At 73.8% G+C, this 26,459-nt stretch carries 24 protein-coding genes and 1 riboswitch; of the genes, 17 read left to right on the top strand and 7 right to left on the bottom strand.

Annotation, left to right across the window (positions count from 1 at the left end; genetic code table 11):
- Positions 1-5 precede the first annotated feature (5 nt).
- From ACZ4VF_RS18230 to ACZ4VF_RS18205, 6 genes are all read left to right on the top strand, one after another.
- The gene (locus ACZ4VF_RS18230) at positions 6-860 is read left to right on the top strand and encodes a bifunctional methylenetetrahydrofolate dehydrogenase/methenyltetrahydrofolate cyclohydrolase (RefSeq protein ID WP_189298337.1); all 855 of its coding nucleotides are present in this window, start codon (positions 6-8) and stop codon (positions 858-860) included.
- The gene (locus ACZ4VF_RS18225) at positions 850-1,353 is read left to right on the top strand and encodes a DUF3017 domain-containing protein (protein WP_467927004.1); all 504 of its coding nucleotides are present in this window, start codon (positions 850-852) and stop codon (positions 1,351-1,353) included. The genes ACZ4VF_RS18230 and ACZ4VF_RS18225 overlap by 11 nt, the downstream gene beginning before the upstream one ends.
- Positions 1,354-1,568: 215 nt before the next feature.
- Positions 1,569-2,738: a sensor histidine kinase gene (locus ACZ4VF_RS18220; RefSeq protein ID WP_467927002.1), complete on the top strand. Its 1,170-nt coding sequence runs from the start codon at positions 1,569-1,571 to the stop codon at positions 2,736-2,738.
- A gap of 36 nt (positions 2,739-2,774) precedes the next feature.
- On the top strand, positions 2,775-3,440 hold the full coding sequence (locus ACZ4VF_RS18215) for a response regulator (RefSeq protein WP_467927001.1): 666 nt from the start codon (positions 2,775-2,777) through the stop codon (positions 3,438-3,440).
- A 104-nt stretch (positions 3,441-3,544) separates the two neighbouring features.
- Positions 3,545-5,005 carry a helix-turn-helix domain-containing protein gene (locus ACZ4VF_RS18210; protein ID WP_467927000.1) on the top strand — a complete coding sequence of 487 codons (1,461 nt, stop codon included), beginning with the start codon at positions 3,545-3,547 and terminating at the stop codon, positions 5,003-5,005.
- A 390-nt stretch (positions 5,006-5,395) separates the two neighbouring features.
- Positions 5,396-6,385 (top strand): malate dehydrogenase, encoded by a 990-nt coding sequence (locus tag ACZ4VF_RS18205; RefSeq protein WP_467926998.1) that lies wholly within the window; start codon positions 5,396-5,398, stop codon positions 6,383-6,385.
- A gap of 238 nt (positions 6,386-6,623) precedes the next feature.
- Here the strand turns inward: ACZ4VF_RS18205 and ACZ4VF_RS18200 are convergent, their stop codons facing one another.
- Together ACZ4VF_RS18200 and ACZ4VF_RS18195 are read right to left on the bottom strand one after the other, a co-directional pair.
- On the bottom strand, positions 6,624-7,442 hold the full coding sequence (locus ACZ4VF_RS18200) for a serine hydrolase domain-containing protein (RefSeq protein ID WP_467926997.1): 819 nt from the start codon (positions 7,440-7,442) through the stop codon (positions 6,624-6,626).
- 62 nt (positions 7,443-7,504) lie between these two features.
- Positions 7,505-8,905 carry an MFS transporter gene (locus tag ACZ4VF_RS18195; protein WP_467926996.1) on the bottom strand — a complete coding sequence of 467 codons (1,401 nt, stop codon included), beginning with the start codon at positions 8,903-8,905 and terminating at the stop codon, positions 7,505-7,507.
- A 100-nt stretch (positions 8,906-9,005) separates the two neighbouring features.
- Here ACZ4VF_RS18195 and ACZ4VF_RS18190 point away from each other — a divergent pair, with 100 nt between their 5' ends.
- Positions 9,006-9,926: a LysR family transcriptional regulator gene (locus tag ACZ4VF_RS18190; protein WP_467926994.1), complete on the top strand. Its 921-nt coding sequence runs from the start codon at positions 9,006-9,008 to the stop codon at positions 9,924-9,926.
- Here the strand turns inward: ACZ4VF_RS18190 and ACZ4VF_RS18185 are convergent.
- Positions 9,909-10,649 (bottom strand): LolA-like protein, encoded by a 741-nt coding sequence (locus ACZ4VF_RS18185; RefSeq protein WP_467926992.1) that lies wholly within the window; start codon positions 10,647-10,649, stop codon positions 9,909-9,911. The two genes, ACZ4VF_RS18190 and ACZ4VF_RS18185, sit on opposite strands and share 18 nt — an antisense overlap.
- 200 nt (positions 10,650-10,849) lie before the next feature.
- Here ACZ4VF_RS18185 and ACZ4VF_RS18180 point away from each other — a divergent pair, with 200 nt between their 5' ends.
- The 5 genes from ACZ4VF_RS18180 (at position 10,850) to ACZ4VF_RS18160 (ending at position 18,294) form a co-directional block, all read left to right on the top strand.
- Positions 10,850-12,370, top strand: coding sequence for an aldehyde dehydrogenase family protein (locus tag ACZ4VF_RS18180; protein WP_467926991.1), 1,521 nt, complete (start codon positions 10,850-10,852; stop codon positions 12,368-12,370).
- A 111-nt stretch (positions 12,371-12,481) separates the two neighbouring features.
- A complete protein-coding gene (locus ACZ4VF_RS18175; RefSeq protein ID WP_467926989.1) occupies positions 12,482-14,020 on the top strand; it encodes a GMC family oxidoreductase in 1,539 nt (512 codons plus the stop codon).
- Positions 14,017-15,402 (top strand): quaternary amine ABC transporter ATP-binding protein, encoded by a 1,386-nt coding sequence (locus ACZ4VF_RS18170; RefSeq protein ID WP_467926988.1) that lies wholly within the window; start codon positions 14,017-14,019, stop codon positions 15,400-15,402. Before ACZ4VF_RS18175 ends, ACZ4VF_RS18170 begins: the two co-directional genes overlap by 4 nt.
- Positions 15,402-17,339, top strand: coding sequence for an ABC transporter permease (locus ACZ4VF_RS18165; RefSeq protein ID WP_467926986.1), 1,938 nt, complete (start codon positions 15,402-15,404; stop codon positions 17,337-17,339). Before ACZ4VF_RS18170 ends, ACZ4VF_RS18165 begins: the two co-directional genes overlap by 1 nt.
- 1 nt (position 17,340) lies before the next feature.
- Positions 17,341-18,294: an ABC transporter substrate-binding protein gene (locus tag ACZ4VF_RS18160; protein WP_467926984.1), complete on the top strand. Its 954-nt coding sequence runs from the start codon at positions 17,341-17,343 to the stop codon at positions 18,292-18,294.
- 6 nt (positions 18,295-18,300) lie between these two features.
- Here ACZ4VF_RS18160 and ACZ4VF_RS18155 read toward each other — a convergent pair whose 3' ends face one another.
- Both ACZ4VF_RS18155 and ACZ4VF_RS18150 read right to left on the bottom strand, forming a co-directional pair.
- Positions 18,301-19,026: an isocitrate lyase/PEP mutase family protein gene (locus ACZ4VF_RS18155; RefSeq protein ID WP_467926983.1), complete on the bottom strand. Its 726-nt coding sequence runs from the start codon at positions 19,024-19,026 to the stop codon at positions 18,301-18,303.
- Positions 19,023-19,523 (bottom strand): carboxymuconolactone decarboxylase family protein, encoded by a 501-nt coding sequence (locus tag ACZ4VF_RS18150; protein ID WP_467926981.1) that lies wholly within the window; start codon positions 19,521-19,523, stop codon positions 19,023-19,025. Before ACZ4VF_RS18150 ends, ACZ4VF_RS18155 begins: the two co-directional genes overlap by 4 nt.
- 46 nt (positions 19,524-19,569) lie before the next feature.
- On the opposite strand from ACZ4VF_RS18150, the gene pdxR reads away from it, so the two are divergent.
- The gene (gene pdxR, locus ACZ4VF_RS18145) at positions 19,570-20,961 is read left to right on the top strand and encodes a MocR-like pyridoxine biosynthesis transcription factor PdxR (protein ID WP_467926979.1); all 1,392 of its coding nucleotides are present in this window, start codon (positions 19,570-19,572) and stop codon (positions 20,959-20,961) included.
- A 6-nt stretch (positions 20,962-20,967) separates the two neighbouring features.
- Here the strand turns inward: pdxR and ACZ4VF_RS18140 are convergent, their stop codons facing one another.
- Positions 20,968-21,786: a hypothetical protein gene (locus tag ACZ4VF_RS18140; RefSeq protein WP_467927372.1), complete on the bottom strand. Its 819-nt coding sequence runs from the start codon at positions 21,784-21,786 to the stop codon at positions 20,968-20,970.
- 118 nt (positions 21,787-21,904) lie between these two features.
- Here ACZ4VF_RS18140 and ACZ4VF_RS18135 point away from each other — a divergent pair, with 118 nt between their 5' ends.
- Complete coding sequence (locus ACZ4VF_RS18135; protein WP_467926978.1) at positions 21,905-22,336, top strand: hypothetical protein; 432 nt, start codon at positions 21,905-21,907, stop codon at positions 22,334-22,336.
- A 13-nt stretch (positions 22,337-22,349) separates the two neighbouring features.
- Complete coding sequence (locus tag ACZ4VF_RS18130) at positions 22,350-23,534, top strand: glutathionylspermidine synthase family protein (protein WP_467926976.1); 1,185 nt, start codon at positions 22,350-22,352, stop codon at positions 23,532-23,534.
- Here ACZ4VF_RS18130 and ACZ4VF_RS18125 read toward each other — a convergent pair.
- A complete protein-coding gene (locus ACZ4VF_RS18125; RefSeq protein ID WP_467926975.1) occupies positions 23,531-24,094 on the bottom strand; it encodes a TetR/AcrR family transcriptional regulator in 564 nt (187 codons plus the stop codon). The genes ACZ4VF_RS18130 and ACZ4VF_RS18125 overlap by 4 nt on opposite strands.
- A gap of 86 nt (positions 24,095-24,180) precedes the next feature.
- Between ACZ4VF_RS18125 and ACZ4VF_RS18120 the strand changes: the two genes are divergently transcribed.
- Entirely contained in the window at positions 24,181-24,642 is a 462-nt protein-coding gene (locus tag ACZ4VF_RS18120) for a nuclear transport factor 2 family protein (RefSeq protein WP_467926974.1), read from the top strand.
- Positions 24,643-24,766: 124 nt separating this feature from the next.
- A riboswitch (ZMP/ZTP riboswitch) is annotated at positions 24,767-24,855 on the top strand.
- Positions 24,856-24,888: 33 nt separating this feature from the next.
- A complete protein-coding gene (locus ACZ4VF_RS18115) occupies positions 24,889-26,343 on the top strand; it encodes a glycine hydroxymethyltransferase (RefSeq protein WP_467926972.1) in 1,455 nt (484 codons plus the stop codon).
- Positions 26,344-26,459: the final 116 nt, after the last annotated feature.

The following is a 26,459-nucleotide window of genomic DNA, read 5'->3' as shown; positions in this document are numbered from 1 at the left end:
GGACCATGACCGCCCAGATTCTCGATGGCAAGGCCACCGCAGCCGAGATCAAGTCCGATCTGACCGCCCGCGTGGCGGCGCTGAAGGAGAAGGGCGTCACGCCCGGCCTCGGCACGATCCTGGTCGGGGACGACCCCGGCAGCCAGAAGTACGTCGCCGGCAAGCACCGCGACTGCGCCCAGGTGGGCATCGCCTCCATCCAGCGCGAGCTGCCGGCCACCGCGACCCAGGAGGAGATCGAGGCGGTCGTCCGCGAGCTGAACGAGGACCCGGCCTGCACCGGTTACATCGTCCAGCTGCCGCTGCCCAAGGGCATCGACGAGAACCGCGTCCTGGAACTGATGGACCCGGCCAAGGACGCCGACGGCCTGCACCCGATGAACCTCGGCCGCCTGGTCCTGAACGAGCCGGCCCCGCTGCCCTGCACCCCCAACGGCATCCTCACCCTGCTCCGCCGCCACGGCGTGGAGATCAAGGGCGCCGAGGTCGTGGTCGTCGGCCGCGGTGTCACCATCGGCCGCCCGATGCCGCTGCTGCTCACCCGGCGCAGCGAGAACGCCACCGTCACCCAGTGCCACACCGGCACCCGTGACCTCTCGGCACACCTGAAGCGGGCCGACATCGTCATCGCGGCGGCCGGCTCCCCGCACCTGATCCGCGCCGAGGACGTCAAGCCGGGCGCGGCCGTCCTGGACGTCGGCGTCTCCCGCAACGCCGAGGGCAAGATCGTCGGCGACGTCCACCCGGACGTGACCGAGGTGGCCGGCTGGATCTCCCCGAACCCCGGCGGTGTCGGCCCGATGACCCGGGCGCAGCTGCTGGTCAACGTGGTCGAGGCGGCGGAGCGCAGTGCCGGCTGAGGACACGCGCGGGCAGGACACGCGCGGGCAGGACACCCGCGGGCGGGCGGAACCGACCGTGCGCGACGCCGTGAGCGCCCCGGACGCGCAGGGGCGCCCGCGCCGCGTCACCCGCCGCTTCCCGCTGTTCACGAGGGACACCGCACGGCCGGAGGGCGGCGGCCGGGCCGCGGCCGGCGACGCCCCGGCGCCCGCCCGTCAGTGGCCCATGCTGGTGGTGCTGTCGGCGGTCGCCCTCGGCCTGCTGCTGACCGCGCTCGACGTGCTCCGCATCGGCACCCTCCTCATAGGCGCCGCCCTGCTGGCCGGCGCGGTGCTGCGCTGGATGCTGCCGAGCGTCGGCATGCTCGCCGTCCGCTCCCGCTTCACGGACATCGCCACCTACGGCGTCCTGGGCCTGGTGATCTCGCTGCTCGCGCTGATGATCCAGCCCGACCCGCTGCTGAAGATGCCCTTCCTGAAGGACATCCTGCACTTCACACTCGCCAAGTAGCGTGCCGCGTACGGCCGGTGGCCCGCGCCTCCCCCGGGGGCGCGGGCCACCGCCGTGTCCCCCTCTCCGACGCTACGGCCGCCCCCCGCGCGCCGCCTCCGCCCCCGGGTTGAACCGCCGTACCACCGCACGCGGTAGCCGGCCGGGCGCTGCAACTTCCGCGGTACCCCGCCGGGTTGACTCCGGGGCACGGTCATGGGGGCTACCCTGCGGCGATGCGACTGAGGACCCCCCGCCCGCTGGTCGTGGACACGCTGATCGCGGTGGCGATGACCGTGGTGGCCGCCCTGCTCGGACAGGAGTCCCGGTCACAGGGATGGCCGGAACTCGACACCCGGGCCTACGCCCTCGTCGCGCTCGCCCACCTCCCGGTCGCCCTGCGCGGCCGCGGCCCCCTGATCGTCTTCGCCGTCGTCGAGGCCGCCGCGGCCGCCTTCGTCACCCTCGGCTACTGGCCGGTGGTGTGCACCTTCGGCGCCATGCTCGCCCTGTACACGGTGGCCTCGGTCCGTCCGGTACGCACCGCCCTGGCCTGCGCCGGCTGCATGGCCGCGGTCTGGGTCTACGCCGGCGTGGTCAGCCACAGCCCGTCCATGGCCTCCGTGGTCGGGCAGGCCGTGCTGTACTGCTCGGTGCTGGTCTGGTTCGGGCACCTGGCCCGCCGTACCGCCGAACTCACCCGGCGACTGCGCGCCGAACAGGCCGAGCGGGCCCGGCGCGCGGTCGCCGAGGAACGCGGCCGGATCGCCCGCGAACTGCACGACGTCGTCGCCCACCACATGTCCGTCATCTCCGTGCAGGCCGGCCTCGCCCGGTTCGTCTTCGACTCCGACCCGGGCACGGCGCGCGGTGCGCTCGGCACCATAGCGGACACCAGCGGCGAGGCCCTGGAGGAGCTGCGCCGCATGCTCCAGGTGCTGCGCGAGGAGGACCCGGAGGCCCCCCAGCGCGCCCCGATGCCCACCCTGGCCCGGCTCGGCGAGCTCGTGGACCGGGTGCGGGCCGGCGGCCTGCCCGTGGACCTCGCCGTCGAGGGCACCGCCCGCCCGCTGCCGCCCGGCGTCGAACTGTGCGCCTACCGCGTCGTCCAGGAGGCCCTCACCAACGCCCTCAAACACGCCGGCCCCGCACACGCGCGCGTCGAACTCCGGTACGCGCCCCACGAGCTGACGGTCCGGGTCACCGACGACGGCGAGGGCGCGGATCCGGCCAGAGTGCCGACAGGCAGTGGCCACGGCTTGATTGGCATGCGCGAGCGGGCCAAGCTCTACGGCGGGACGATCAGCGTCGGCCCACGTTCCGAGGGCGGCTACCAGGTCCGGCTGACCCTGCCGACCACGGCCGCCGAACGCGGCCGCGGAGGTGCGCCGGACGCGGAGCGGTGACGGCCGACGCACGGCCGAGGGGGACGACCGTACGGAATGATCAGAGTGCTCGTCGTGGACGACCAGTTCCTCATCCGCGCCGGACTCGTCGGCCTGCTGGACGCCGCGCCGGGCTTCGAGGTGGTGGGCGAGGCGGGGGACGGCGAGGAGGCGGTACGGCTCGCCGCCGAGACCCGCCCCGACGTCATCCTCATGGACATCCGGATGCCCGGCGTGAACGGCATCGAGGCCACCGAGCGGATCCTCGCCCAGGCCGCCGACCGCCCGCCCCGGGTCCTCGTGCTGACCACCTTCGACCTGGACGAGTACGTGTACGGGGCGCTGCGCGCCGGCGCCTCCGGGTTCCTGCTGAAGGACTCCGGCCCCGAGCGGCTGCTGGCGGCGGTCACGGCGGTCGACGGCGGTGACGCGCTCTTCGCGCCCAGTGTCACCCGGCGCCTGGTGGAGGCCTTCGCCCGTCAGCAGGAGCCCGCCGACACCGCGCCCCCGCCCGATCTGGACGTGCTCACCTCCCGCGAGGTGGAGGTCCTCAAGCTTACCGCCCGCGGCCTGTCCAACCTGGAGATCGCCGACCGCCTCTACATCAGCGAGGCCACCGTCAAGACCCACCTCAACCGCACCATGACCAAGCTCGACCTGGGCAGCCGGGCACAGGCGGTGGTGCTGGCGTACGAGACGGGACTGGTCACCCCGGGCGGCTGACCACCCGCTCCGGTGCGCCGCCCCCTTCCGGGAACTGGGATCCTTGGTCAGCGCGGAACGCGTGGCAAGGAACACGGGGGAAGAAGGGGAAGAGGGGGTAGGCGATGCCTCGCTGGAAGGCCCTGCCGGAGGATCTGGAACCGCAGATCAAGGAATTCACCGGCCAGTTGCGGGAGTTGGTGGACCGCAGCGGCCTGGGTGTCGCGGCTCTGGCCGACCGCACGGGCTACGGCAGGACGTCCTGGGAGCGGTACCTGGACGGCCGGCTGCTCGCGCCCAAGGGCGCGGTCATCGCACTCGCCGAGGTCACCGGTGGTCACACCGGCCACCTGACCACCCTGTGGGAGCTGGCCGAACGCGCCTGGAACCGGGCGGAGGGGCGCCACGACCACACGATGGACGCCCTCCGTGTGGCGCAGGCCCGGGCGGCCCTGGGCGACCTGGCGGCAGCGGCGGGGGAGGACGCGAGGGCGGCCGGTCGTGCCGGCGCGGAGGCGGGGACCGCCCGTCCCGCCGGTGTCCCGCCGACGACCCCGGCGCAGCCGACGATCCCCGCCCAGCCGACGGGCTCGGACGCCGACGCCCGGGACGGCGTGCCGCGCGGCAAGGGCAGCGGGGACGGCGGCGACTCCGGCACCGGCTCCGCTCCTGCCGACGCTCCCCCCAGGAACTCCTGGGGCGTGGCCGGCTACCGGGGCCCGTCCCGGTCGAGCGCCCACCCCGGGCCGGGCCGGGCGGGCATCTCCTGGGGCCGCGCCGACACGCCGCCGGGCCGCGCCGACACGCCGCCGGGCCGCGCCGACGCCCTTCCGGGACGTGCCGGTACGACGTCGGGACGTGCCGGTACTCCGACGGGACGTGCCGGTACTCCGTCGGGTGGTGCCGACACCCCCGTGAGCCCTGCCCACACCCCGCCCGTCGGCACCGCGACCCCGTCGGGCCCCGCCGACGCCCCCTCCGGGCCCACCGGCACCCAGGGCACGCCCGCCCGCCTCCCGGGCGCCCCCGCCCGCACCTCCGACGCCGGGCCCCCCGCCCAGCCGCCGGCCCCGTCGGGCCGGTGGCACGTGGAGCGGCAGCAGGTGGTGATGTTCCTGGCGGGGCTGGTCGGCGCCGGCGCGCTCATCGCCGGTGTCTTCCTCTTCACCCACCGGGACGGCGACGGCCACAGGAGCGCGGACGCCGGAAAGCCGGCCGCACCGCCGGCGTCGGCCCGGACCAGCCCGCCTCCCGGCGTGAAGTGCACCGGCGCCGCCTGCACCGGCAAGGACGCGGAGGCCATGGGGTGCAGCGGCGAGCTGGTGACCACCGCCAAGACCGCCGCCGTCGGCACCACCACCCTGGAGGTCCGCTACAGCAAGGCGTGCGGCACGGCCTGGGGGCGGATCACCGGCGGCTCACCGGGCGACACCGTGCGGGTGACGGTGGGCAAGGTCCGGCAGACGGGTGACATCACGGCCGCCGGGGACACCATCGGCTACACCCCGATGATCGCCGTGGGGGACCCCGCGCGGGCCCGGGCGTGCGCCACGCTCGCCACGGGCCGGACGGGCTGCACGGAGTGAGGAACGGAACCGGCGGCGCGGGATGAAGGGCGGAACGAGAAGAGGTGGGGGAAATTCCGCTCGCCGCGCATAGCCGGCCGGAATCCTGGGCACGCGACACGTACCCCCACGGGAGTCCGGCCAGCCGGTACCCCCCATCGGCGGCCGCCTCCGTCCCACCTCTCCCGGACGGGCGGCCGCCTTTTCCGTGCCCTTCCCCCATGCCCTTCGCGCCGCGCCCCGGCGGCGAAACGTCCCCGCTGATCCCCTTGTGGGGTGAGCCACAGGGCCCCGCACGTCTCACCTGCCGGATGCGCGATAGCCTGACCGCTGATCTCTCTTGACGCCAAGAGATCGATCATCCGCCCGGGGCAGGGACGCCCCACCGCCAGCTGTCATACGGAGAACGCCATGACCCGCACTCCCGTGAACGTCACCGTCACCGGCGCGGCCGGCCAGATCGGTTACGCCCTGCTCTTCCGCATCGCCTCCGGCCAGCTGCTCGGCGCGGACGTGCCGGTCAAGCTGCGCCTGCTGGAGATCACCCCGGCGCTGAAGGCCGCCGAGGGCACGGCCATGGAGCTGGACGACTGCGCGTTCCCGCTGCTCCAGGGCATCGAGATCACCGACGACCCGAACGTCGCCTTCGACGGCGCGAACGTGGCCCTGCTGGTGGGGGCCCGCCCGCGCACCAAGGGCATGGAGCGCGGTGACCTGCTGGAGGCCAACGGCGGCATCTTCAAGCCGCAGGGCAAGGCCATCAACGACCACGCCGCGGACGACATCAAGGTCCTCGTCGTCGGCAACCCGGCCAACACCAACGCCCTCATCGCCCAGGCCGCCGCGCCGGACGTCCCGGCCGAGCGCTTCACCGCGATGACCCGCCTGGACCACAACCGCGCGCTGACCCAGCTGGCGAAGAAGACGGGCTCGACGGTCGCCGACATCAAGCGGCTCACCATCTGGGGCAACCACTCCGCCACCCAGTACCCGGACATCTTCCACGCCACGGTCGCCGGCAAGAACGCCGCCGAGGTCGTCAACGACGAGAAGTGGCTGGCCGAGGACTTCATCCCGACCGTCGCCAAGCGCGGTGCCGCGATCATCGAGGCCCGTGGCGCGTCCTCCGCCGCCTCCGCCGCCAACGCCGCCATCGACCACGTGTACACGTGGGTCAACGGCACCGCCGAGGGCGACTGGACCTCCATGGGCATCCCGTCGGACGGCTCCTACGGCGTCCCGGAGGGTCTGATCTCCTCCTTCCCCGTCACCTGCAAGGACGGCAAGTACGAGATCGTCCAGGGCCTGGACGTCAACGAGTTCTCCCGCGCCCGCATCGACGCCTCCGTCCAGGAGCTGGCGGAGGAGCGCGAGGCGGTCCGCGGTCTCGGCCTCATCTGATCCGACGTCCCGTCCGGTCCGACGTGGTGTCACCCGGCGCCGGTGCGCTATAGTTGATCACGCACCGGCCGCCGGGAAACCGGCACCAGGTGATGCGTTGGTGGTCCAAGGAAAGACGCCCCGCTTCCTGCGGGGAGATGCAGGTGCAAGGCCTGCCCGGCGCTCCACACACGAGGTCCCCTCCCGCGACTGCGGGAGGGGACCTCGTCGTATCAAGGCTCCGAGCCCCGAGGGGCCGTCAGGGGGCCATCACCCGTACGGCGGTGCGGTCCGTGTCGTCCGGCCGTCCGCCCAGCCGGTGGACCACCACCCAGCGCCCGTCCGCCGTCGCCCCGGCGAACACCGACGCGTCACCGGTGGCGCCGTTGTGCCAGCGCAGCGCACCCGCCGTCTGCCAGCTGACGGCCGGCTCGCCCAGCCGCCGCTCCACCAGCAGCCGTACCACGAGGTCGGCGACGGCGCGGGGCGTGGCCCACAGCCCGCCCGCCGGGAGGATCGCCCCGTCCATCGTCCAGGGCCTGCGGCGGGTGCCGGGCAGCAGCCCCGGCGCCGTCAGCCGCCGCGAGGCCGGCGGACGGGCCGTCACCTCGCCGACGCCCAGCGGGCGCAGGACGTAGGTCTCCAGCAGTTCCTCGTAACCGGCCCCGCCCGCCTCGGCCAGGGCCGCGCCGAGGACGGAGTACCCCAGGTTGGAGTACTCCTCGTCCCCCGGCGGGCGTACGGCGAGGCTGTCCAGGCCGTGCACCAGCCGCAGCAACTCCGCCCGGTCGAAGGCCGCGTACGGGTCCCGGCGCCCGACGCGGGGCGGCAGCCGGGGGAGTCCGGAGGTGTGCCGCGCGAGGTCGAGCAGCGTGATGCCCGTGCCGGGCGGCGCCGGGAGCCACCGCTCGACGGGGTCGTCGGGACGGACCGTGCCCGCCTCCGCGAGCCGGGCCAGCAGCGTGCCGGTGAGCGCCTTCGTCAGGGACCCGATCTCGACGTAGCGGTCCACCGCGTGCCCGCCGCTGATCCGGGGCGGGCTCGCGTCGCTCAGTACACAGGTCGGGATACGGCTCACGGTGGGTCCTTTCTCGGTCGTCGTCCGCATTCTGCGGTGCCGTCCGGGACCCGCCGACGCATTCAGGCCGCCGGCTCCTCGACCACCGGCGCCCCCGAGGCCGTGGGGGCCGGGCGGCGGGCGGCGGGGCGGAAACCGGCCACCACCAGGGCCGTCGCCAGCAGGACCACCACGCCGACCGCCCGCAGCGCGGGCCCCATCCCGCTCGCGAAATCGGTGTGACCCGCCAGCGCCGTACCGGCGACGGCGACACCGAGTGCGGCACCGATCTCCCGCGCCGAGGTGCCGAGCCCGGAGCCGAGGCCCGCCTGGTGCGGCGGGAGCGAGACCACCACGCCCAGGGTGAGGGCGGGCATGGCCAGGCCGGTCCCGGCGGAGATGACCAGCAGCCAGCAGGCGTACAGCGGATAGGGCGTGCCCGCGTCCGCCGTGGACGCGGCGAGCAGGCCCAGGCCGATCAGCGCCAGCCCGGTGCCGACGACCGGACGCGGACGCGCCGACCAGCGGGCCGCGAACCTCGGCACCAGGGCCATGCCGACGATCAGCGGCACGATCGCCACCCCGGTGAGCGCGGGTCCAAAACCCTTGACCTGCTGGAGGTACTGCGAGTTGACGAAGAACAGCGCGAACAGGCCGAAGAAGCCGGTCGCCAGGCCCAGCGTGCTCGCGCGCAGCCCGGCGGCACGGAAGACGCGCGGGTCGAACAGCGGGGCGCGGGAGCGCAGGGCGTGGACGGTGAACGCCGTCACCAGCAGCGCGCCGGCCACGAACGCGGTGAGGATGCGCGCCGAGGTCCAGCCCTGGCCGGGCCCCTCGATGATGCCGAACAGCACGGCGACCAGGCCCGCGGTGAGCAGCAGGGTGCCGACCGGGTCCGGGCTGCCCTGCGCGGAGCGGTCGGTGCGCGGGGTGGTCACCGCGACCGCGGCGGCGAGCACGGCCGCCAGCGGCACCATCGCGGCGAACAGCGCCCGCCAGGACAGGTACTGGCCGACCAGACCGCCGCCCAGGTTGCCGGCCATGCCGCCCAGTCCGATGGCCAGCGTCCAGGACGCCATCGCCTGGGCCCGCCGCTCGGGCCCGGCCAGCCGCACCAGGATCGACATCGTGGCCGGGGTGATCAGTGCGGCCCCGGCCCCGGACACGCCCCGGCCGGCGATCAGCAGCGCGGGGCCGGTCGCGAGCGCGCTGGTCGTGGCGCCCGCGGCGAACAGGGCCAGACCGCACAGCAGGGCGCCCTTGCGGCCGTACCGGTCGCCGAGCGCGCCGGCCGGGATCAGCAGGCCCGCGAAGACGATGACGTAGGCGTCGACCGTCCACAGGATCTGGGTGTGCGAGGGGTGCAGGCCGGACGAGGCCAGTTGCGGGATCAGCAGGTTGATGGCGGCGACCATGCTCTGCGCGACCAGCACACAGGCGCACAGGGTCAGCAGGGTCGAGCGTTTCAGGGCGTGCGCGGGCACGGCTCCTCCCCCGGAGCTTGGAGTGGTGTGGGATGCGTCCTCACCGTAGGCTCGCCCCTGACCTGCTTTCCAGTGCAACCTTCGCAAGGAACACCTGCACATGACGCAATCCAGGGACCTGGACCTGAACCTGCTGGTCGCGCTGGACGTGCTGCTGGAGGAGGAGAGCGTGCAGGGTGCCGCCCGCCGGCTGCACCTGTCCGAGCCGGCGATGAGCCGCACCCTCGGCCGGATCCGCAAGGCGCTCGGCGATCCGGTGCTGGTCCGCGCCGGACGCCGGATGGTGCCGACGCCGCGCGCGCTCGCCGTACGCGCCGAGGTCGGCGCGGTCGTGGAGCGGGCCCGCGCCCTGTTCGCACCGGGCCGCGACACCGACCTGCGCGAGGTGACCCGCACCTTCACGATCATGGGCCACGACGCCATCGCCGCCACCCACGGCGCCGCCCTCTTCGCCCGCGCCGCCCGCGAGGCCCCCGGCATCCGCCTGCGCTTCCTGAGCGAGAGCCACGTGGACGCGCCGTTCCTGCGCCAGGGCACCGCCGACCTGGAGGTCGGAGTGATCGACACGGCCGCGCCCGAGGTGCGGGTGGAGACGGTGTACGAGGACCGCATGCTCGGCGTCGTCCGTGCCGGACACCCGCTGCTGGAGGGTGAGGTGACGCCCGAGCGGTTCGCCGGGGCGGCCGGGCACCTCGTGGTGTCCCGGCGTGGCAGGCAGCACGGACCGGTCGACGAAGCCCTCGCCGAACTCGGCCTGGAGCGACGGGTGGTGGGCAGCGTCGGCACCTACCCGGCCTCGCTGTTCGTGCTGCGCGAGACCGATCTGATCGGGCTGGTCGGCCGGTCGGGCCGCCCGCTGGCCGAGACCCTCGGCCTGGTCGCGTTCGACGTCCCGCTCCGCCTGCCGTCGGTCCGGCTCGGCTTCGCCTGGCATCCGCGCCACGACGCCGACCCGGCCCACGCCTGGCTGCGCGCGTGCGTACGGGAGTTGATGCGGGACGAGTCAGCCCGACTGTCCTGACTCCTTCTCCAGGTCCGAGAGGTCCACCGACTCACGCGGACCGGGGGTGCCGGACGGCACCGGCTTGCCGTAGTCCGAGACGCCCGCCGTCCTGTCGGTGCCGTCGCCCTTCTGGTCGGACCTGATCAGCCGGTGCGGGCGGTCCACCGTGATGTACACCGTGGCCGGGAGGCCCTCCTCCTCGCCGCGCAGCCGGTACACGTCGACGCCGTCGACCGTGGTCCGCCCGTCGTTCGAGGTGACGTCCACGGTGACGTCCTTCTGGAAGGCCTTCAGGTCGCAGGCGTCGGTGAATCCCTTGAAGGCGCTCTCGTTCGTGGTGCCGTGCACGTAGCGGTCGTGGACCAGGTCGGCCGTCTCGTTCCCGTCGCCCGGCAGCTGGGACTTCCAGTAGTCCCAGTCGGCCTTCATCCACACCTCGTCGCCGCGCTTGACGATGTCGAAGGTGCCGCCGTCCGCGCCCATCCGGAAGGAGGCGACGCAGTTGCCCCGGCGGTCCAGGGTCATGTCCATCCACGCGAGCTTGTCGCGGCTGCCGGACGCGGTCCGGTCCGTCAGTGTCAGGCGGAGCGAGTCGGCGTCCCGCAGATTGCGCTCCGCCTCCCGGCCGAGTGCACGGGCCTGGGGATCACCGCTGTCATCCGCCGAGGCCGCCGTGACCAGGGCCGGCGAGAGGGCCAGAAGCACGCTCACCCCCGCGCAGATCAGGGATCTTCGGGCCATCCCGCACCTCCGTGATCGCCTCAAGCACCCCTCTACAGCGTAGTTTCGTCCGATTTCGCCCGCATTTTCAGTGACGCGGCGCACTTTCGGCCGCCGATTGCGCATGCAACGCGAAAGGCGGGGGCAGGCGGCGACGGTCCCCACGCGAGGCACCCCTGTCACGTAAGGGCACGGAACAGGAACGGAAGGCAACACCGATCATGGCGGACAGAACGGAACGACAGGTCCAGGCGACCATCCACGCGGGCGGCGAGTGGCTGACGGCGGTCTCCGGCGCGACCCGGGAGATCCTCGACCCCGCGGACGCCCGGCCCTTCGCCGTGGTCGCCGAGGGCGACGAGAAGGACGCCGAGCGCGCGGTGGCCGCCGCCCGGCAGGCCTTCGACCACGGCCCCTGGCCGGGCACCCCGGTCGCCGAACGCGCCGCGCTGCTGCGCCGCGTCGCCGACCTCCTGGTGCGCGACCGCGAGGAACTCGGCCTGCTGGAGAGCCGGGACGCGGGCAAGACGGTCGAGGAGGGCCGCGTCGACATCGACTGCGTCGCCGACGCCTTCCGCTACTTCGCCGACCTGGTCGCCGCCGAGGCCCCCGGCCGGGTCGTCGACGCCGGCTCGCCGGACATCCACAGCGTGGTCGTCCACGAACCGGTCGGCGTCTGTGCGCTGATCACGCCCTGGAACTACCCCCTGCTCCAGGCCAGCTGGAAGATCGCCCCGGCGCTCGCCGCCGGCAACACCTTCGTGATCAAGCCCAGCGAGATCACGCCGATGACGACGATCGCCCTGATCGAACTGCTCGCCGAGGCCGGCCTGCCCGCGGGCGTGGCCAACCTCGTCACCGGCCCCGGCCACACCGTCGGCGCCCGCCTCGCCGAGCACCCCGGCGTCGACCTAATCTCCTTCACCGGCGGCCTGGCCAGCGGCACCAAGGTGGCCCAGGCCGCCGCGCCCACCGTCAAGAAGGTCGCCCTCGAACTCGGCGGCAAGAACCCCAACGTCGTCTTCGCCGACGCCTGCGCCACCGACGAGGGCTTCGACACCGCCGTCGACCAGGCTCTCAACGCCGCCTTCATCCACAGCGGCCAGGTCTGCTCGGCCGGCGCCCGCCTCATCGTCGAGGAGTCCGTCAGGGAGCGCTTCGTCACCGAACTCGCCCGCCGCGCCCAGCGGATCAGGCTCGGCCGCGGCACCGAGGACGGCGTCGAGTGCGGCCCCCTCGTCTCCGAACAGCAGCGCGCCAAGGTCGAGGCGTACGTCGCCTCCGCCCTCGCGGAAGGCGCCGTGCTCCGCTGCGGCGGCAAGCGGCCCGAACCCTCCGACGTGCGCCCGGAGTCCGGCTGGTTCTACGAGCCGACCGTCCTCGACGCCTGCCACCGCGAGATGCGGGTGGTCCGCGAGGAGGTCTTCGGCCCGGTCCTCACCGTCGAGACCTTCCGTACCGAGGAGGAGGCGGTCGCGCTGGCCAACGACACCGAGTACGGCCTCGCGGGCGCCGTGTGGAGCGCCGACGCCTCCAGGGCCCGCAGGGTCGCCGCCCGGCTGCGGCACGGCACCGTCTGGATCAACGACTTCCACCCCTACCTGCCGCAGGCGGAGTGGGGCGGCTTCGGCAGGAGCGGCACCGGACGCGAACTGGGCCCCGCCGGACTCGCCGAGTACCGCGAGACCAAGCACGTCTACCAGAACCTCGCCCCGAAGCCCGTCCGCTGGTTCGCCGGCTGACTCCCGGGCCCCCGCGGCCACCGGCCGGCCCCACGGCTCCCGCGACCGGAAGAACCCCTGCCCCCAGAAGAGCCCACCGCCCCCAGAAGAGCCTCCTGGAGTAGTACCCCCATGTCCCACACCCCCCGCGAGCACGTCTACGACTACGTCGTCGTCGGCGGCGGAACCGCCGGCTCCGTCATCGCCTCCCGCCTCACCGAGAACCCGGACGTCACCGTCGCCGTCATCGAGGGCGGCCCGAGCGACGTCGGCCGCGACGACGTCCTGACCCTGCGCCGCTGGATGGGCCTGCTCGGCGGCGAACTCGACTACGACTACCCCACGGTCGAGCAGCCCCGGGGCAACTCCCACATCCGGCACAGCCGCGCCCGCGTCCTCGGCGGCTGCTCCTCGCACAACACCCTCATCTCCTTCAAGCCCCTGCCCTCGGACTGGGACGAGTGGGAGGCCGCCGGCGCCAAGGGGTGGGGCGCCGTCCCCATGGAGGCCTACTTCGCCCGTCTGAAGAACAACATCGTCTCCGTCGACGAGAAGGACCGGAACGCCATCGCCCGCGACTTCGTCGACGCCGCCCGGTCGGCACTCGGGGTACCCCGGGTCGAGGGCTTCAACCGCGAGCCGTTCACCGAGGGCGCCGGCTTCTTCGACCTCGCCTACCACCCCGAGAACAACAAGCGGTCCTCCGCCTCCGTGGCCTACCTGCACCCGGTGATGGACGAGCGCCCCAACCTGACGATCCTGCTGGAGACGTGGGCGTACCGGCTGGAGCTGGACGGCACCCGCGCCGAGGGCGTCCACGTGCGCACCAAGGACGGCGAGGAACTGCTGGTCCGCGCCCGCAGCGAGGTCGTGCTGTGCGCCGGCGCCGTCGACTCCCCGCGGCTGCTGCTCCACTCGGGCATCGGCCCGCGCCAGGACCTCGAAGCGCTCGGCATCCCCGTCGTCCACGACCTGCCCGGCGTCGGCGAGAACCTGCTCGACCACCCCGAGTCGGTCATCGTCTGGGAGACCCACGGCCCGATCCCGGAGAACTCCGCGATGGACTCCGACGCGGGCCTGTTCGTCCAGCGGGACCCCGAACACCCGGGCCCCGACCTGATGTTCCACTTCTACCAGATCCCGTTCACCGACAACCCGGAGCGGCTGGGCTACCAGCGGCCGGAGTTCGGTGTCTCCATGACCCCCAACATCCCCAAGCCCAAGAGCCGCGGCCGCCTGTACCTCACCAGTGCGGACCCCTCCGTCAAGCCGGCCCTGGACTTCCGCTACTTCACCGACGAGGACGACTACGACGCCCGGACCCTGGTCGACGGCATCCGCATCGCCCGTGAGATAGCGAAGACCGAGCCGCTGGCCGGCTGGCTCAAGCGCGAGGTGTGCCCCGGCCCGGAGGTCGTCGGCGACGCCGAGCTGAGCGAGTACGCCCGCAAGGTCGCGCACACCGTCTACCACCCGGCCGGCACCTGCAGGATGGGCGCCGCCGACGACGAACACGCCGTGGTCGACCCGGAGCTGAGGATCCGCGGCCTCGACGGCATTCGCATCGCCGACGCGTCCGTCTTCCCCACCATGACCGCCGTGAACCCGATGATCGGGGTGCTCATGGTCGGGGAGAAGGCCGTCGACCTGATCGGAGGTGACCCCCGATGACCCTCACCGTCCCCACGCGCAAGCCCCCCACCACCGCCGCCGACCCCGTCTTCTCGGTGTCCGGGCTGTGGAAGGTCTTCGGCCCGAAGCCGGAGCGCGTTCCCGCCGACCCGGAGCTGGCCACGCTCTCCGCCGCCGACCTGCGTTCCCGCACCGGCTGCACGGCCGCCGTCCGGGACGTCTCCTTCGACGTCCGCAAGGGCGAGGTCTTCGTCGTCATGGGCCTGTCCGGCTCCGGCAAGTCCACCCTCGTCCGCTGCCTGACCCGGCTGATCGAGCCGACCGCGGGCACCATCTCCATCGACGGCGAGGACGTCCGCGCGATGGACCGGGGCCGGCTGCGCGAGCTGCGCCGGCACCGGGCCGCGATGGTCTTCCAGCACTTCGGCCTGCTCCCGCACCGCACGGTCCTGGACAACGTCGCCTACGGCCTGGAGATCCAGGGTGTCGGCAGGGCGGAACGCCGTGAGCGGGCCGCCGAGTTCGTCGCCAAGGTCGGTCTCGAAGGCATGGAGAAGCGCCGCCCCGGCCAGCTCTCCGGCGGCCAGCGCCAGCGGGTGGGCCTCGCCCGCGCCCTCGCCGTGGACCCGGAGGTCCTCCTCTTCGACGAGCCGTTCAGCGCCCTCGACCCCCTCATCCGGCGCGACATGCAGGACGAGGTGACCCGCCTGCACCGGGAAGAGGGCCGCACGATGGTCTTCATCACCCACGACCTCACCGAGGCCCTCAAACTCGGCGACCGCATCGCCCTCATGCGCGACGGCCGGGTGGTCCAGCTGGGCACCCCCGAGGAGATCGTCGGAAACCCGGCCGACGACTACGTCCGCGAGTTCGTCCGGGACGTGCCGCGCGAGCAGGTGATGACGGTCGGTACGGCCATGCGCCCGGCGTCGGCCGGCGAGATGGGCAACGGCCCCGCGGTCCGCCCCGAGGCCACGGTCGCCGAGGCCATCGAGGCCGTGGCCCGCTCCGGCGCCCCCGCCCGCGTCATGAACGAGGGCCGCTGCCTCGGAGTGGTGGACCACGAGCAGCTGCTGGGCGTGGTGGCAGGCGTGGACGCCGCGGCCACGGGCCGGAACGATGCCGGGACGACGGACGCCGGCCCCCTGACCACGGGCGACGCCGACGCCGCGGCGACGGACGCCGGCGCTCCCGCGGCCCAGGACGACGCGGGAGCCGCATCCGGCGTGTCCGGTGGATCCGGCGTGGCCGGTGCGGCCGCCGCAGCCGCCGCGGCCGGCGCGGCCGCGGGCCGCCGTGCCGCCGCCGCGGCACGGGCGGGCGCTGGGGACACCCCCCGCCCGAAGAGCTCGGGAGAGGCACCCTGCCGGCGCGGGCAAGCGCCCCAGGCCCCGGCGGACACCACCGCGGAGGCCGTCTGATGGCAACGCTCACCGTCCCGACCGCGAAGACCGGCACCCCCCGCGTCCTGAGGAGCCGCGCCGCGGGCAAGCTCCTCCTGCTCGCCCTCCTCGCCGCGGTGCTGGCCCCCTGGGCGTCCGGCCACTGGCCCGGCGCCGGCTGGCCCCACGCCCTCACCGTCCATCTCGACAAGCCCCTCTCCACGGCCAGCGACTGGGTCATCGACAACCGGGACAGCCACCCGCTGTTCCTGTACTTCTTCGGTTACGTCAGCAACGCCGTCATCTGGGCCGTCCGCGGGGTCTACCTCACCCTCCTCGCCGCGGGCTGGGCCGGCGTGACCACGTTCGCCGCCCTGCTCGCCTGGCGTGTGGCCGGAGCCCGCCTGGCCGCCGGGACGGCCGTCGCCTTCCTGGCCTGCGGAGCCCTGGGCATGTGGGTGCCGACGATGCAGACCCTCGCGCTGATGGTCGTGGCGGTCCTCGCCTCCGTCGCCGTGGGCGCCCTCCTCGGCCTCGGCGCCGGCCTCTCCGACCGCCTCGACCGCGCCCTGCGCCCGGTGCTGGACACCATGCAGGTGCTCCCGGCCTTCGCCTACCTCCTCCCCGTCGTCCTGGTCTTCGGCATCGGCGTCCCCGCGGCCGTCCTCGCCACCGTCGTCTACGCCGCCCCGCCGATGGCCCGCCTCACCGCGCTCGGCCTGCGCTGCGCCGACCCCGAAGTCCTGGAGGCCGTGGAGTCGCTCGGCGCCACCCGCCGCCAGCGGCTGCTGACCGCCCGTATCCCGCTGGCCCGCAAGGAACTCCTCCTCGGCCTCAACCAGACGATCATGATGGCGCTGTCCATGGCCGTGATCGCCGCCGTCATCGGCGCCGGCGGCCTCGGCGACCGCGTCTACCAGGCCCTCGCCTCGGTCGACGTCGGCGCGGCCCTCGCGGCCGGCATCCCCATCGTGCTGCTCGCGGTGGTCCTGGACCGCGTGACCGCGGCGGCCGGGGACGGCGGGACCCGCCCCCGCACCATCGGCCGGCTCCACGCCCTCGCCGCCACCGTGGCCGTCGCCCTCGCCACCCGCCTCCTCGGCGCCCTCGACTGGCCCGCCGGCGGCACCCTGGACATCGCCGGACCGGTCAACCGGGCCGTCGACTGGATGACCGCCCACCTGTACTCCGGTGTCCCCGTGATCGGCGGCACCGCGGACTGGGCGGGCCACTTCACCACCTGGGTCCTGGATCCCGTCCGCGACGGCCTGCAGTGGCTGCCCTGGTGGTCGGTGCTGCTGATCGTCGCCGCCCTGGCCTGGCTGATCGGTACCTGGCGCACCGCGCTGACCGCCGTCCTCGCCATGGCCGCGATCGGCGTGCTCGGCGTGTGGGAGCCGTCGCTCGACACCCTCTCCCAGGTGCTGGCCGCCGTCGCCGTCACCCTCGTGCTCGGCTTCGCCACCGGCATCGCCGCCGCCCGCAGCGACCGCGTCGAACGCGCCCTGCGCCCGGTTCTGGACGTCTTCCAGACCATGCCGCAGTTCGTGTACCTGATCCCGGTCGTCGCGCTGTTCGGCGTCGGCCGCGCCCCGGCCGTCGCCGCGGCCGTCGTCTACGCCCTCCCGGCCGTCGTCCGGATCACCGCGCAGGGCCTGCGCCAGGTCGACGAGGCCGCGCTGGAGTCCGCCCGCTCGCTCGGCGCGACCGGCCGCCAGCAGCTGTGGCAGGTCCAGCTCCCGCTGGCCAGGCGGTCGCTGCTGCTCGCCGTCAACCAGGGCGTGGTCCTGGTGCTGGCCGTGGTCATCATCGGCGGTCTGGTCGGCGGCGGCGCCCTCGGCTACGACGTCGCCTTCGGCCTCGCCCAGGGCGACCTCGCGACCGGCCTGGTCGCCGGTGCCGCCATCGTCTGCCTGGGCCTGATGCTGGACCGGGTGACCCAGCCGACCGAGCGCCGTCCGGAGAAGGGAGCCTGACATGCGTCTTCGTACGACCGTCCCGGCCGCCGTCACCGTCCTGGCCCTGGCCACCGGCTGCGGCGCCGCCGACATGACCAAGCAGGCCAGCCCGTTCGCGAACGCGCACGGCTCGAAGACCGTCACCCTGTCCGTGCAGTCCTGGGTGGGCGCGCAGTCCGACGCGGCCGTCGCCCGGTACATCCTGGAGCACAAGCTCGGCTACCGCGTCGACACCGTCCAGGTCGACGAGGTGCCCGCCTGGGACGCGCTCAGCCAGGGCCGCGTCGACGCCCTCCTGGAGGACTGGGGCCACCCGGACCAGGAGAAGCGGTACGTCACCGACAAGAAGACGATCACGCGCGGCGGCGACCTCGGGGTGACCGGACACATCGGCTGGTTCGTGCCGACGTACCTCGCCAAGCAGCACCCGGACATCACGGACTGGCGGAACCTGAACAAGTACGCCTCGCTCTTCCGCACCGCGGAGAGCGGCGGCAAGGGCCAGCTGATGGACGGCTCCCCGTCCTACGTCACCAACGACAAGGCGCTGGTGAAGAACCTGAAGCTGGACTACCAGGTCGTCTTCGCCGGTTCCGAGGCGGCCCAGATCACGCAGATGAAGCAGTTCGCGAAGGAGAAGAAGCCCTTCCTGACCTACTGGTACTCGCCCCAGTGGCTGTTCGAGAAGGTGCCGATGACCGAGGTGAAACTGCCGCCGTACAAGAAGGGCTGCGACGCGGACGCGGCGAAGGTCGCCTGTTCCTACCCGCACACCCCGCTGCAGAAGTACCTCAACGCCGACTTCGCGAAGTCCGGCGGGAAGGCCGCGGCGTTCCTGAAGAGGTTCCGGTGGACGACGGAGGACCAGAACGAGGTCTCCCTGATGATCGCCGAGCAGAAGCTGGACCCGCAGGAGGCGGCGAAGAAGTGGGTGGACAGCCACCCCGACGTGTGGAGGAAGTGGCTGTCCTGAGCCCGCTCAGGGCCTGAGCCCGTCGGCGGTCTCCCGCAGCGCGGCCGCGGCCCGCCGCTGGAGGCCCGGCCCGAAGGTGATCCGGGTGGCCCCGAGCCCGCCGAGCGCGGCGGGCCCGGGGCCGTCCCCGTCCAGGACGGCCAGCGCGTTCAGCGGCCCCTGGATCCCGGCCCGCAGCAGGGGCAGTACGGCGGGCGGGGCGAGGATCGGATAGACGCAGTCCGCGCCCGCCGCGACGTACGACGCGGCGCGTTCGAGGGCCCGTTCGGGATCGCCGTCGCCGTGCACGAAGGTGTCCACGCGGGCGTTGACGAACAGCCGGTCGCCGGCGGCCGCCCGTACCTCGGCGAGGAACTCGGCGTGTGCGTGCGGGTCCTTGAGGACACCCCCGTTCTCCGAGTCCTCGAGGTTGCACCCCACGGCGCCCGCCTCCAGCAGCCGCTCGACCAGCTCCTTCGGCGCGAGCCCGTAGCCGCCCTCGACGTCCGCCGACACCGGCACGTCCACGGCCCGCGTGATCCGGGCGACCGCCGCGAACATCTCGTCGGCCGGGGTCGCCCCGTCCTCGTACCCGAGCGAGGCGGCCACCCCCGCGCTCGGCGTGGCCAGCGCCGGGAACCCGGCGGCGGCGAACACCCGCGCGGAGGCCGCGTCCCAGGGCCCCGGCAGGACCAGGGGGTCGTCGGGCGTCCGCCCCTGGTGCAGCGCGCGGAACGCCTCGGCCTTGCTCACGTGTGCTGCCCGGGCCGGTAGTGCCCCGGCGTCATCCGGAAGGTCACGCCGAACCGGTTCCAGGCGTTGATCACGGTGATCGCGGCGACCAGCCGGGCCAGTTCCTCCTCCTCGAAGTGCTCGGCGGCCCTGTCGTACACCTCGTCCGGCACGAACCCGTCGGTCAGGACGGTGACCGCCTCGGTCAGCTCGATCGCCGCCAGCTCCTTCTCCGTGTAGAAGTGCCGCGACTCCCGCCACGCGCTGAGCTGCACGATCCGCTCGACGCTCTCCCCGGCCGCGAGGGCGTCCTTGGTGTGCATGTCGAGGCAGAACGCGCAGTGGTTGAGCTGCGAGGCACGGATCTTCACCAGCTCGTACAGCGTGGGGTCCAGTCCCTGCCGGGCCGCGCCGTCCAGGCGGATCATCGCCTTGTAGACCTCGGGGGTGTGCTCGGCCCAGCGCAGTCGCGGGGCTTCTTCGGTGGCGTACTCGACGGTTTCCTGTGCAGTGCTCATGCCTCGACCCTAGGCACCGGGCAGCCCAGGAGTATGGTCCATTTCCATGGCGAGTTCCTGGGCCACTTTGGGCGTCGACCTGCACCTCGAACCGAGCGGCTCGGGCGGCCTGCGCCGCGGTCTGACCGATGCCCTGCGCGACGCCGTCCGCACCGGGCGCCTGGCCCCCGGCACCCGGCTGCCCTCCTCCCGCTCCCTCGCCGCCGACCTCGGCATCGCCCGCAACACCGTCGCCGAGGCCTACGCCGACCTGGTCGCCGAGGGCTGGCTCACCGCCCGCCAGGGCTCCGGCACCCGGGTGGCCGCCGGCGTGCCCACGCCCCCGGGCGCCGCCCCCGCGGCCCACCACCGCACCCCGGCCCGCCCCCGTCACGACCTGGTCCCCGGCACCCCCGACCTCGCCGCCTTCCCCCGCACCGAGTGGCTCAAGGCCGCCCGCCGCGCCCTGGCCACGGCCCCCTTCCACGCCCTCGGCTACGGCGACCCGCGCGGCCGCCCCGAACTGCGCGCCGCCCTCGCCGGCTACCTCGCCCGCGCCCGCGGCGTCCGCGCCGACCCCGACACGATCGTGATCACCGCCGGCTTCTCGCACGCCCTGACCGTCCTCGGCAAGGTGCTGCGGGCCCGCGGGGTGCGGACGGTGGCGGTGGAGTCGTACGGCCTCGACGTCCACCGGGCCCTGCTGCGCGACGCGGGCCTCGCCACGCCCGCGCTGCCGTACGACGACCTCGGCACGGACCCCCGCGAACCGGGCGGGGCGGGCGCGGTCCTGCTGACCCCCGCCCACCAGTTCCCCATGGGCACGCCCCTGCATCCCGACCGCCGGGCCGCCGTCGTGGCCTGGGCCCGCCGCACCGGCGGGCTGGTCCTGGAGGACGACTACGACGGCGAGTTCCGCTACGACCGCCAGCCCGTCGGCGCGCTCCAGGGCCTCGCCCCCGACCGGGTCGTCCACCTCGGCACGGCCAGCAAGTCGCTCGCGCCCGGACTGCGGCTGGGCTGGATGGTGCTGCCTCCGGACCTGGCCGCGGAGGCGGTCGCGGCCAAGGGGCAGGCCGACACCGTCGGCGCCCTCGAACAGCTCACCCTCGCGGAGTTCCTCACCTCCGGCGCGTACGACCGCCACGTCCGCTCCTCCCGCCTGCGCTACCGGCGCCGCCGCGACGCCCTCACCACCGCCGTCACCACGCGCGCACCGGAGGTACGGGTCACGGGCATCGCGGCCGGCCTGCACGCGGTCCTCCGCCTCCCGCCCGGCACGGAGGAGTCGGTGGTCCAGGCGGCGGCCTGGCAGGGCCTGGCCCTCCACGGCCTCTCCGTCCACCGCCACCCGCAGGCCGTCACGGAGCCGCTCGACGCCTTGGTCGTCGGCTACGGCACCCCGCCGGACAGCGCGTGGGCGGGGGCACTGGAGGCGTTGTGCCGGGTGCTGCCGTAGCGGCCGCTACTCCGCCGGCGCCTCCCCGAACCGCGCCAGCGCCAGCGCCCCGACCACCGCCACGGCGAACCCGAGCGCCGCGACCCACGCCAGCCCGTCCCTCGTGCGGTCCCCGAGCCAGACGATCCCCACCGCGGCCGGCCCGACCGTCTCGCCGAGGACCATCCCGGCCGTCGCGGTCGTCACCGAGCCCCGCTGAAGGGCCGAGGTGAGCAGCAGAAAGGCGGCGGCACCGCCGAGCAGCAGCGCGTACGTCGCCGGGTCGGCCAGCAGGTCGGCCGGCCGCAGCGAGCCGACCAGCCGTACCGTCACCTCCACCACCCCGAACCCGAACCCGGCGCCGAGCCCCAGCAGCAGCGCCCGCCCCCGCCCCGACAGGCGCCCGCCGACCCCGCCGAGCAGCAGCACGGCCACCGCGGCGGCCACCATCGCGTACCGCAGCCAGTCCGGCCCGCTCCGGTCGCCCTCGGCGCCCGAGGCCAGCCCCAGCAGGGCGAGCCCCGCGCACACCACCGCGACGGCGCCCCACTCCAGACCGCTCAGCCGGACCCGCAGCAGCCGCGCCGCCACCACCGCCGTCACCGCGAGGCTCGCCGCCAGCGCCGCGCCGACCGCGTAGATCGGCACCGACCGCAGGGCGGCGACCTGGAGCACGAACCCGAGCCCGTCCAGCCCGAGTCCGGCGAGGTACCGCCACTGTTGCAGCGCCCGCAGCAGCAGCGCCGCGTCCCCGCCACCGTTCCCGGCGCCCGCCGTCCGCGCCGCCACCGCCTGCAACACCGTCGCCGTACCGAAGCAGACCGCGGCACCGAGGGCACACACCATTCCAAAGAGCACGAAGCGACTCTAGGGGAGCGGCCGACGGCCGACCCCCTGCCGGGGGTACTCCCACCGATCTCTAGGCTGACGGCCGGCACACGACATCCGACGGGGGAGAGAAACCATGGAGCGCACACGTCGGCCCCTGAGGTCCGGCACGGTGGTCCTCGGCGGCATGGGCCTGCTGGCCGCCGCCCTCACCGCCTGCTCGTCCGACCCGGACAAGCGCTGCGTCGACCGCGACAGCCACCACCTCGCCAAGGGCTACAAGGTCGTCGCGGACAAGAACTGCAAGTCCACGACGAGCGGTCCGGTGAAGACGACCGGCAAGCCCGGCAGGACGACGGGCGGCAAGAAGACCGTGCGGAAGAAGGTCGACGCCGCCTGGTACTACGAGGGCGAGGAGGAGGACGGCTGGGTCGACGGCGGCTCCTTCACCAAGCCCGGCGGGGGTTCGGGCGGCGGCTCGTACGACGATGACGACGACCACCACAGCGGGAGCGGCGGAGTGCACCGCGGCGGCTTCGGCGGCGGCAAGGGCAGCTCCGGCGGCTGACCGGAACGCACCCATGGAACGCCGTACCCTCACCCCCCGCCCCGGCTGGCAGCAGACCGTCGAGGCCCAGGGCCTGGTCTACCCGCTCACCCGCCATCCCGACGGTTCCCTGCGCCCCTACTGGGACGAGAGCGCCTGCTACGTCTTCTCCCTGGAGGAGGTCGAGACACTGGAGGAGACCGTCGGGGAACTGCACCGCATGTGCCTCGCCGCGGCCGGGCACATCGTGGCCGAGAACCGGCTCGCCGACCTCGGCATCACCGATCCGCGGGTGGCCGCGGCGGTCACCGAGGCCTGGCACCGCCGCGCCGAACTCCCGTCCCTCTACGGCCGTTTCGACCTCCGCTACGACGGCACGGGCCCGGCGAAGATGCTGGAGTACAACGCCGACACCCCCACCTCGCTGGTCGAGGCCGCCTCCCCGCAGTGGTTCTGGATGGAGGATCGTTTCCCCGGCGCGGACCAGTGGAACTCCCTGCACGAACGCCTGGTGGAGGCCTGGCGCGCCCAGTCCGGGCTCCTCCCGCCGGGCAGCCCGCTGCACTTCGCGCACTCCGCCGCCGACGAACTCGGCGAGGACCTGATGACGGTGGCCTACCTCAAGGAGACCGCCGAGCAGGCCGGGCTGACCACCGACTGGCTGGCCATGGAGGAGATCGGCTGGGACAGTCTCTCCGGCCGCTTCGTGGACAACCAGCTGCGGTTCATCCGGGGCATCTTCAAGCTCTACCCCTGGGAGTGGCTCACCACCGACGCCTTCGGCGGGCACGTCCTGGACACCCTGGACAACGGCGGCGGCACCGGCAGCACCCTGTGGATCGAACCGGCCTGGAAGATGCTCCTGAGCAACAAGGCCCTGCTGCCGATCCTCTGGGAGCTGTACCCGGACCACCCCAACCTCCTCCCCGCCTACCTGGACGGCCCCCGCGACCTGCCCGGCACCACCGGCTACGTCGCCAAGCCCCTCCTCGGCCGGGAGGGCGAGGGCGTCACGATCCACCCCCCGGGCACCCCGGCCGTCCCGCGCGAGGAACCCTGCTGCTACCAGCAGCTGGCCCCCCTCCCCGCCTTCGACGGCAACCACGTGGTCCTCGGCGCCTGGGTCGTCCGGGACGAACCGGCGGGGCTCGGCATCCGCGAGTCGACGGGTCTGGTCACCGACGAGTACGCCCGCTTCCTGCCCCACGTGATCCTCTAGGGTCCGAGCAGCCTCTCCACCGCCGCCCGGGCGTGCCGTGCCGGGGCCGGGTCGCCGCTGATGCCGGCGGTGACGACGGCTCCCTCCGCGAGCAGGAAGACCGGCTCGGCCGCCGCCGTGCCCGTGGCGTGGACCCAGGTGGCGAGCTGGTCGCGGAAGGCCTGTTTGTGGGCGCGGACCTCGGCCAGCACCCGGTCGGACGCGGAGCCGAGTTCGCCGTGGGCGTTGATCCAGGCGCAGCCGCGGAAGCCGGGCTCGGCGAACCAGCGGGCCAGCCAGTCGAAGACCGCCAGTACCCGTCCGCGGGGGTCAGGGACGCCCTCCACGTGCGCGGCCAGGCTCGCGCGCCAGCGCCGGTCGCGTCGCCGGAGCACGGCGACCACGAGGTCCTCCTTGGTGGCGAAGAGCCGGTAGATGCGCTTCAGGGGCAGCCCGGAGGCCTCGCGGACCCGGTCCATCCCGACCGCCTGGATGCCGTGCGCGTAGAAGAGCGCCTCCGCCGCGTCCAGGAGCGCCTCTCGGTCCAGGCGGGTCTGTTCCTCGGTGATCGGGGCGGGCATCCGTGGCTCCTTGACGTCGAGAACGGCCGTTCTCTACTTTAGGCGCACCGACCGAGAACGCTCGTTCTCGACGTCAAGGAGGTCCCGTGCCCGAAGACCGCCCGCCCTGCCCGCCCTTCACCACGGAGACCGCCCGCCGGAAGGTGCAGGCCGCCGAGGACGCCTGGAACACCCGCGACCCCCACCGGGTGGCCCTCGCCTACACCCCGGACTCCGTCTGGCGGAACCGGGACCGGTTCCTCACCGGCCGGGACGAGATCATCGCCTTCCTCACCGAGAAGTGGCGGCGCGAACGGGACTACGCGCTGCGCAAGAGCCTGTGGAGCTTCCACGACGACCGCATCGCCGTCCGCTTCCAGTACGAGTGCCGTGACGCCGACGGCCAGTGGTGGCGCTCCTACGGCAACGAACTGTGGGAGTTCGACGAGCACGGCCTGATGCGCCGGCGGGAGGCGAGCATCGACGACGTCGCCATCGAGGAGAGCGAGCGGCGCATCTTCGGGCCCCGGCCCGCCGGCCGGCACGGGACCGACCTCCCGCTCCGCTGACCAGGCCCCGGACGGCACCTCCCGCAGTCCTCCTCCCCGCTCACCGGCGGCGCGACCCGGACGGCCGGCCTCGCTCGCATGGTGGACGCGGGACCTGCGCCGTCCGGCGCGCCCGGTAATCTGACGAGCGGGCCGTGACTGGCGCGCTGGGATGGGACGGACCATCAGGGAGCGGCCCGAGCGGGAAGAGTGCCGTGCGCCTGGGCCGAACGTGAACGCTGTACGCACACCGTCCGGAGGTCCCCGATGCCCGAGAATTCCGCCCCCCTCTCCACCGAGTCCACGGCCTTCCGGGCCGCCCTCGACGTCATCCGCGCCGTCGAACCCCGTGTCGCCGACGCCATCGGCCAGGAGGTCGCCGACCAGCGCGAGATGCTCAAGCTGATCGCGTCCGAGAACTACGCCTCCCCGGCCACGCTGCTCGCGATGGGCAACTGGTTCAGCGACAAGTACGCCGAGGGCACCATCGGCCGCCGCTTCTATGCCGGCTGCCGCAACGTCGACACCGTCGAGGCCCTCGCCGCCGAGCACGCCCGCGAACTCTTCGGCGCCCGCCACGCCTACGTCCAGCCGCACTCCGGCATCGACGCCAACCTCGTCGCCTTCTGGGCCGTCCTCGCCGACCGCGTCGAGGCCCCCTTCCTGGAGAAGACCGGCGTCCGCCAGATCAACGACCTGTCCGACGCCGACTGGGCCGAGCTGCGCCAGGCCTTCGGCAACCAGCGCATGCTGGGCATGTCCCTGGACGCCGGCGGCCACCTCACCCACGGCTTCCGCCCCAACATCTCCGGCAAGATGTTCGACCAGCGCTCCTACGGCACCGACCCCGCCACCGGCCTGGTCGACTACGAGGCCCTGCGCGCCCAGGCCCGCGAGTTCAAGCCGCTGATCATCGTCGCCGGCTACTCCGCGTACCCCCGTCTGGTGAACTTCCGGATCATGCGCGAGATCGCCGACGAGGTCGGCGCCACCCTCATGGTCGACATGGCGCACTTCGCCGGCCTGGTCGCGGGCAAGGTCCTCACCGGCGACTTCGACCCGGTCCCGCACGCCCAGATCGTCACCACGACCACCCACAAGTCCCTGCGCGGCCCGCGCGGCGGCATGGTCCTGTGCGACGACTCCCTGAAGGACCAGGTCGACCGCGGCTGCCCGATGGTCCTCGGCGGCCCCCTCCCGCACGTGATGGCCGCCAAGGCCGTCGCCCTCGCCGAGGCCCGCCGGCCCTCCTTCCGGGACTACGCCCAGCGGATCGTGGACAACTCCCGCGCCCTCGCCGAGGGCCTGATGCGCCGCGGCGCCACCCTCGTCACCGGCGGCACCGACAACCACCTCAACCTGATCGACGTCGCCACCTCCTACGGCCTCACCGGCCGCCAGGCCGAGTCCGCCCTGCTGGAGTCGGGCATCGTCACCAACCGCAACGCCATCCCGGCCGACCCGAACGGCGCCTGGTACACCTCCGGCATCCGCGTCGGCACCCCGGCCCTCACCACCCGCGGCCTCGGCACGGCCGAGATGGACGAGGTGGCGTCCCTGATCGACCGCGTCCTGACGACGACGGAAGCGGGCACCACCAAGTCCGGCGCCCCCTCCAAGGCGGCCCACGTCCTGGACGAGAAGGTCGCACAGGAGATCTCCCAGCGGGCCACGGACCTGGTCGCGGGCTTCCCCCTCTACCCGCAGGTCGACCTCGGCTGAAACGCCCCGGGCCCGGGGGGGGGGGGGGGGGGGGGGGGGGGGGGGGACGGGGGGGGGGGGGGGGGGGGAGGGGGGGGGAGGGGGGGGGGGGGGGGGGGGGGGGGGGGGGAGGGTCC

Source organism: Streptomyces sp. NPDC029151, assembly GCF_055564315.1.
This window is presented reverse-complemented; position numbering and strand designations above follow the sequence as displayed.